The organism is Pseudomonas sp. RW407 (genome assembly GCF_003176655.1).
In the GTDB taxonomy this organism is placed as follows: domain Bacteria; phylum Pseudomonadota; class Gammaproteobacteria; order Pseudomonadales; family Pseudomonadaceae; genus Pseudomonas; species Pseudomonas delhiensis.
The window spans coordinates 838,412-845,301 of the sequence record NZ_QGSL01000106.1 but is presented as its reverse complement, the minus strand read 5'-3'; the positions used below and the strand labels follow the sequence as shown (position 1 = coordinate 845,301).

General features: G+C 71.0%; 7 protein-coding genes. 1 reads left to right on the top strand and 6 read right to left on the bottom strand.

What is annotated here, in order from left to right; translation table 11 throughout:
* The 5 genes from DK254_RS20600 to DK254_RS20580 all read right to left on the bottom strand — a co-directional run.
* On the bottom strand, window positions 1–411 hold a 411-nt coding region (locus DK254_RS20600), incomplete at its 3' end, for an NAD(P)-dependent oxidoreductase (protein ID WP_146219635.1).
* Between the two features lie 108 nt (window positions 412–519).
* Entirely contained in the window at window positions 520–1,410 is an 891-nt protein-coding gene (mmsB, locus tag DK254_RS20595) for a 3-hydroxyisobutyrate dehydrogenase (RefSeq protein ID WP_089391927.1), read from the bottom strand.
* A gap of 141 nt (window positions 1,411–1,551) precedes the next feature.
* Complete coding sequence (locus DK254_RS20590; RefSeq protein WP_109935258.1) at window positions 1,552–2,655, bottom strand: enoyl-CoA hydratase/isomerase family protein; 1,104 nt, start codon at window positions 2,653–2,655, stop codon at window positions 1,552–1,554.
* A 10-nt stretch (window positions 2,656–2,665) separates the two neighbouring features.
* Window positions 2,666–3,484 (bottom strand): enoyl-CoA hydratase, encoded by an 819-nt coding sequence (locus DK254_RS20585; protein ID WP_109935257.1) that lies wholly within the window; start codon window positions 3,482–3,484, stop codon window positions 2,666–2,668.
* A gap of 280 nt (window positions 3,485–3,764) precedes the next feature.
* Window positions 3,765–4,928 carry an isobutyryl-CoA dehydrogenase gene (locus tag DK254_RS20580; RefSeq protein ID WP_109935256.1) on the bottom strand — a complete coding sequence of 388 codons (1,164 nt, stop codon included), beginning with the start codon at window positions 4,926–4,928 and terminating at the stop codon, window positions 3,765–3,767.
* A 142-nt stretch (window positions 4,929–5,070) separates the two neighbouring features.
* On the opposite strand from DK254_RS20580, the gene DK254_RS20575 reads away from it, so the two are divergent.
* Window positions 5,071–5,952, top strand: coding sequence for an AraC family transcriptional regulator (locus DK254_RS20575; protein ID WP_109935255.1), 882 nt, complete (start codon window positions 5,071–5,073; stop codon window positions 5,950–5,952).
* Window positions 5,953–5,958: 6 nt separating this feature from the next.
* Here the strand turns inward: DK254_RS20575 and DK254_RS20570 are convergent, their stop codons facing one another.
* Window positions 5,959–6,828, bottom strand: a complete 870-nt coding sequence (locus DK254_RS20570; RefSeq protein WP_177412083.1) for an HDOD domain-containing protein — start codon at window positions 6,826–6,828, stop codon at window positions 5,959–5,961.
* Between the last annotated feature and the right edge of the window lie 62 nt (window positions 6,829–6,890).

Here is a 6,890-nt window from a genome sequence, read left to right as displayed (position 1 = left end):
GGCGGCGCCGAGGGCGCCCTGTTTCCAGGCTTCCGGGAACTCCGGGCTGTCCACCAGGCGCTGGCCGGGGACGATGTCCAGGCTGCCGGCGCCGCCGAGCACCAGCAGGCGCTTCACCCCGGCGGCCTTGGCGCCTTCGAGGATGGCGCGGCTGCCGTGGGCGTGGGCGGCGCGGATGTCCGGGTTGCCCCAGCCGGCGTTGAAGGCGCTGATGACCACGTCATGGCCGGCGACGGCCCTGGCCACCTGCGCGGCGTCGTAGACGTCCGCCTGCACGGCGCTGACGCCGGCGCGGCCGGCCAGTTTCGCCGGGTCGCGGACCAGGGCGGTCACCTCGTGGCCGCGGCGCAGGGCTTCTTCGAGGAAATAATGGCCGACGTGGCCGGTGGCACCGATCAGGGCGATCTTCATCTTGCGACTCCGTGGGAAAGGCCGTAGCACGGCGGGAAGGCGCCCATGATCGGCCACGCCCGGCGCGGGAAAAACCGGCCGGGCCGCCATGCACTCGTAAGCTGCGCTTCACAATCCCTGGTCGAACAGCTTCTGCACCACCGAGAAGTCCTTGTCGCCGAAGCCCTGCTTGAGCAGCAGGCGGTAGAGGCTGGTGGCCAGGCTGCCCAGGGGCGTGGCGTTGCCGGTGAGTTGCGCGGCCTCCTGGGCCAGGCCGAGGTCCTTGGCCATCAGCGCGCTGAGGAAGCCGCCCTCGTAGCCGCGCGAGGCCGGGGCGTTCTCCATCACCCCGGGCCAGGGGTTGTAGACCTCCAGCGCCCAGTTGCCGCCGGAGCTGCGCCGCATGATCTCGGACAGCACCAGCGGGTCCAGGCCGTTGGCCACGCCCAGGGCGAGGGATTCGGCGGTGCCGATCATGAGGATGGCCAGCAGCTGGTTGTTGCACACCTTGGCCACCTGCCCGGCGCCGTCGAGCCCTGCGTGGAAGATGTTGCGGCCCATGGCGGCGAAGATCGGCCTGGCCTTCTCCAGCACCTGGGCGTCGCCGCCGACCATGAAGGTGAGGGTGCCGGCCACGGCGCCGCCGACGCCGCCGGAGACCGGTGCGTCGAGCATGGGGATGCGGCGTTCGGCCGCCGCGTGGTGGACCTTGCGCGCCGAGGCCGGGGCGATGGTCGAGCATTCCAGCACCAGGGTGCCGGGGGCGATGTGCTGCAGCAGGCCCTGCTCGCCGAGGTAGAGCCCCTCGACGTGCTGGCTGGCCGGCAGCATGGTGATCACCACGTCGACGCCGTCCACCGCGTCGTGGGCGCTGCGCGCGGCGCTGGCGCCCAGCGGCACCAGGCCGTCGACGGCGCTCTGCACCAGGTCGAAGACCCGCAGCAGGTAACCGGCCTTGAGCAGGTTGGCGGCCATGGGCGCGCCCATGTGGCCGAGGCCGATGAAGGCTATCTGTTTCATCCGCGTTCTCCTCTGGTTGCCAGGGTGAACGCCGCGAGGCTCTTCGTAGGAGCGAGCTTGCTCGCGAACCCGCCTGGCACCTGCGGCGTCAGGGAAAAGCGTTCGCGAGCAAGCTCGCTCCTACGGGGGAGGGGGCGGAGGCTACAGGTCCGCCAGCGGGTGCGCGCCCTCCCAGGTCGCCTCGAAATGCGCGTCCACCACAGCCTCAGGTATGGCAGCGATCTCCGGCCAGTGCCAGTGCGGCGTGTTGTCCTTGTCGATCAGCCGGGCGCGCACGCCTTCGGCGAACTCCGGGTGGCGGCAGCAGTTCAGGCTCATGGCGTACTCCATGCGGAACACTTCGGCGAGCGACGAATGGCGCGCGCGGCGGATCTGTTCCCAGACCAGCCGGGCGGTCAGCGGGCAGCCGCCGGCCAGGGTCCTGGCCGCCTTGGCCAGCAGCGGGTCGGCGTCGTTCTGCACGGCGGCCAGGGCCTGCCAGGCGTCGCTGGCGTCGGCCACGTCGAGCAACTGGTCCAGGCGTTCGCGGCGCGGCAGCAGCTGGGCCTCGGGCAGTTCGCCGCGGGCCTCGTGCTCCAGGGCGCGGAGCAGGCTGTGCAGCTGCACCTCCGGCTGTTCGCGCCAGTTCAGCTGGACCAGGCCGGTGAGCAGGACCTCCTGCTGGCCGTCGAGCAGGAAGCGGTCGGCCAGGTCCAGGTCCAGCGCGTCGCGGGCGTTCATCTGGGTGGCGCCCAGGCCGAGGAACAGCCCCAGGCGCCCCGGCAGGCGGGCGAGGAACCAGCTGGCGCCGACGTCCGGGTACAGGCCGATGCTCACCTCCGGCATGGCCAGGCGGCTGGACGGGGTGACGATGCGCACCCCGGCGCCCTGCATCAGGCCCATGCCGCCGCCCATGACGTAGCCGTGGGCCCAGCAGATCAGCGGCTTGCCGTAGGTGTGGATGAGGTGGTCGAGGCGGTATTCGTCGGCGAAGAAGCGCCGCGCCAGCTCCGGCACCTCGCCGGGGTGCTCGCGGCAGGCGTCGACCAGCTTGCGCACGTCGCCGCCGGCGCAGAAGGCCTTGGAGCCCGCGCCGCGCAGCAGCACGCAGGCGATGTGCGGGTCGTCGCGCCAGATCTTCAGGCGCTGCAGCAGCGCCTCGATCATCGGCAGGCTGAGGGCGTTGAGGCTCTTCTCCGCGTCCAGCGTCGCGATGCCGATGCGAAAGCCGTGCAGGCCGTGGCGTTCCTCGAAAAGTACGTTCATGGGGCGGTCCTTACTTGTTGCGCCAGTTCGGTTCGCGTTTCTCCAGGAAGGCGTTGACGCCCTCGCGGGTGTCGTCGGCGTCGAACAGGTCGACGAAGCGCTCGCGCTCCTCCGGCAGCCAGGTGTTCGGGCCGCGCTCGCGGGCGCCCTGGATCAGCGGTTTGATGGTGCGCACTGCCACCGGGCTCTGCCGCGCCACCTTGGCCGCCAGCAGCAGGGCGGTGCCGCGCGCCTCGCCGCTGTCCACCACCTGTTCCACCAGGCCGATGCGCAGGGCGGTGTCGGCGTCCACCCGCTCGCCGCAGAGGATCATGCGCTTGGCCCAGCCTTCGCCCACCAGCCAGGCCAGCGCCTGGGTGCCGCCGGCGCAGGGCAGCAGGCCCACCGCGGCCTCGGGCAGGGCCATCTGGGCATGGCGCTCGGCGATGCGGATGTCGCAGGCCAGGGCGCATTCCAGGCCGCCGCCCATGGCGTAGCCGTTGACCGCGGCGATGGACACGCCGCGGAAGTCGCGCAGGGCCTCGAAGGCTTCGCCGAAGCGCCGGGCCATCTCGCGGGCGCGGGCCTTGTCGCCGTCGGCGAACATGTTCAGGTCGGCGCCGGCGGAGAAGAACTTCGGCCCCTGGCCGGTGATCACCAGGGCGTAGATGTCGTCGTCGCGGTTGAGGTGCTCGATGAGCTGGCGCAGACCGATCAGCGAGTCGCGGTCCCAGGTGTTGGCCGGCGGGTGGTTGATGGTGATGAGCGCGGTGTGGCCGTGCTTCTCCACGGTGAGCTTGTGGGTCAGGTCGAAGTGGCCGGGCTTGTAGGGTTCGACGGCGGTGCTCATGGGGTTCTCCTTGGCAGGGCGCGGGCCGTGGCCGGCGCCGGGGTATGCGGGGACTCTAGGGGGCCCGGGCCCGGGCGTCCATGTCCGTTGCGTTCGGATTGGACCGCGTGGCCGGGCGTTTTTTCCATTTATCTGCGCGGTGCTTTTCGTGGCATGGGTATCGCTTCGCTCGACCCATCCTACGGGGCTGCACGTCTTGTCGTAGGAGCGGACTCCGTCCGCGATGGCCACGGCGCGGTGCCGATCGCGGATGAATCCGCTCCTACGAAGATCAAAGGCGCTACAGCAAACGGTCGAGCATGCCGCCCTGGTCCAGCAGGCGGCGCGCGACTATCACCCGCATGATCTCGTTGGTGCCTTCGAGGATCTGGTGCACGCGGCTGTCGCGCACCCAGCGCTCCAGCGGGTAGTCGTTGAGGTAGCCGTAGCCGCCGTGCAACTGCAGCGCCTCGTTGCACAGGGCGAAGCAGCGGTCGGTGGCGAAGCGCTTGGCCATGGCGCAGTACAGCGTCGCCTCGGCGTCCCCGTGGTCCAGCTTGTGCGCGGCCAGGCGCACCATCTGGCGGCTGGCGGTGAGGTCGGTGAGCATGTCGGCCAGCTTGAACTGCAGGGCCTGGAACTCGGCCAGGGCCTTGCCGAACTGCTTGCGTTCCTCGACGTAGCGCAGCGACTGCTCCAGCGCCGCCTGGGCCGCGCCCAGGGAGCAGCTGGCGATGTTCAGGCGGCCGCCGTCCAGGCCCTTCATGGCGTAGACGAAGCCCTGGCCCTCGGGGCCGATGCGGTTGCCCGCCGGGATGCGCACGCCCTCGAAGGTGATGGTGCGGGTGGGCTGGGCCTTCCAGCCCATCTTGTCCTCGTTGCGGCCGTAGCGGATGCCCTCGGCGTTGGCCGGCACCAGGAAGCAGGAGATGCCCTTGGCGCCGTCCGCGCCGGTGCGCGCCATGACGATCAGCACGTCGGTGGAGCCGGCGCCGGAGATGAAGGTCTTGGCGCCGTCCAGCACGTACTCCTCGCCGTCGCGGCGGGCGCGGGTGCGCAGGTGGGCGGCGTCGGAGCCGGCGTCCGGCTCGGTGAGGCAGTAGGAGGCCAGCGACTCGCCGCCGATCAGCCCGGGCAGCCACTGCTCCTTGAGCGCGGCGTCGCCGAAGCTGGCGAGCATCCAGGTGGCCATGTTGTGGATGGTGATGTAAGCGGTGGTGGCCACGCAGCCGGCGGCCAGTTGCTCGAAGATCAGCGATGCGGACAGCCGCGACAGGCCCAGGCCGCCGTCGTCCTCGCTGATGTAGAGGCCCAGGTAGCCCTGCTCGGCGGCGCGGCGGATGACGTCCACCGGGAAGTGGTGCTCGCGGTCCCAGTCCGCGGCGTGCGGCGCCAACTCGTGGCGGGCGAAGGCCCTGGCGCTTTCCACCAGCAGGCGCTGTTCTTCGCTGAGATCGAATTCCATGGAGCTTCCTCGGTTTGTTCTTGTGAAGTGGGACAGCCTGCCACGGTTATAGCGCGAGCCGGGCCCCGCTGTGGATTGACGATCTTGCCCCGGGGATGGACGATCTTGGCATTGGATCGACTTCATCGAGGTACTCGTCCGCATGTCCGGCAGCCCGCTTCTCTCGGCCTGGCCCCTGCCGCAGCAGGGCGTCCGCTTCATCACCCCGCCGCGCCTGCGCCGCGCCCTGGCGCGGCACCCGCTGGGCCAGGCCTGCTACCCGCTGGCGCTGGGCTATTACCCGGCCGCCGCCGGGCACCGCATGGAGCGCCAGGCGCCGGACGACCACCTGCTGATCTACTGCAGCGCCGGGGAGGGCTGGCTGGAGACGGTGGATGGACGATTCGAGGTGCTCGCCGGCGACCTGCTGGTGCTGCCCAGGGGCCGCGTGCATACCTATGGCGCGGCGGTCGAGCGGCCCTGGTCGATCTACTGGGTGCACCTGGACGGCGCCCTGGCCGAGGAGTTCCTGCGTCCGCTGGGTTCCTCGCCACGCCTGCGGGTGGGCGTGCAGCCGCGCCTGCGCGGGGAGTTCGACGCGCTGCTGGCGCTGCGTCGCCAAGGCCTGAGCCTGCCGCACTTCATCCATGCCGCGCACCTGCTGCAGGCCCTGCTGACCTCCCTGGCGCTGCGCCCGGTGCGGGCGCGGCTGAAGTCCGGCGCGGTGCTGGACATCGAGGCGGTGCAGGCGCTGATGCGCGAGCACCTGGACAGCAGCCTCAACCTTGACGAGCTGGCCGCGCAGTTCCGCCTGTCGCGCTTCCATTTCGCCAAGACCTACCGCGCGCTGACCGGCCAGGCGCCGATCCAGGACTTCATCCGGCTGAAGATGACCCACGCCTGCCGCCTGCTCGACCAGGGCCACCTGGAAGTGCGCCAGGTGGCCGAGCAGCTCGGCTACGCCGACGCCTATTACTTCTCGCGGCTGTTCAAGCGGGTGGTGGGGATGGCGCCCAGTCACTACCGGGCGCTGCACCAGGGGTAGGGCGGCTCAGCGGCCGGCCAGCAGGCGCTGCCAGAGCTTCACTTCTTCCGCCAATTGCTTGCGCAGCTGGGGGATCGGCTGCTGCAGCGCCGGGCAGGCCTGCGCCAGGCGGCGGAACGCCGGCAGCTCGGCCAGGGCGTCGCCGGCCAGGGCCGGGTCGCGCAGCTGCTCGGCCACCTGCACCAGGTCGGCGAGGTCGGCCGGGCCGTTGTGCTCGCGGGTCCAGCGGGTGCGCTGGCGGGCGCACTCGATGGTCAGGGTGGGCAGCTTCCAGACGGTCATGATGACCACGCCGATGTCGCCGGACAGCTGCTCGCACAGGCGCTGCAGCGACTCGGCGTCACGCGGGTAGTCCGGCCAGCGCTCCAGCTCGGCCAGCAGCGGCAGGCTGCCGACGTCCTGCAGCAGGCCGGCGAGGATGGCGTCGTCGGCCTCGGCCACCCGGCCGTGCTGGGCCAGCAGGGCGCTGTAGGCGGCGCGCTCGCGGGCGGCGTTCCAGCGCGCGCGGAACATCTGCTGGAGGATGCGCTCCTTGCCGATGTAGAGGTTGCGCAGGGAAAAGCCCAGCACCAGGTTGCCCAGGCGCCGGGTGCCCAGGCGCGCCAAAACGTCGCGCAGCGAGGCGCAGGGGCGCGCGCCGCGCAGCAGCGGGCTCTCGGCGAACTGCATGAGGTAGGCGGCCAGCGGCGGGTCGGCGTTGATCACCCGCGCCAGCTGCTCCAGCGAAGTGCGTGCATCGCCCAGCAGGCGGCGCACGCGCAGGTGCGCCTCGGGCATCTGCGGCACCTTGGCCTCGCCCTTGAGGAAACGGTTGTACAGCGCGAAGCGCACGGCGTCGGCAGGGGGGATGGCAGGGGAGCTTTCCGAGGGATCCATGGACTATGCCGCATTGACAAGGGGCGGGAGCTTTTCTTAGGGTGCGGCGGCCATGTTCCATC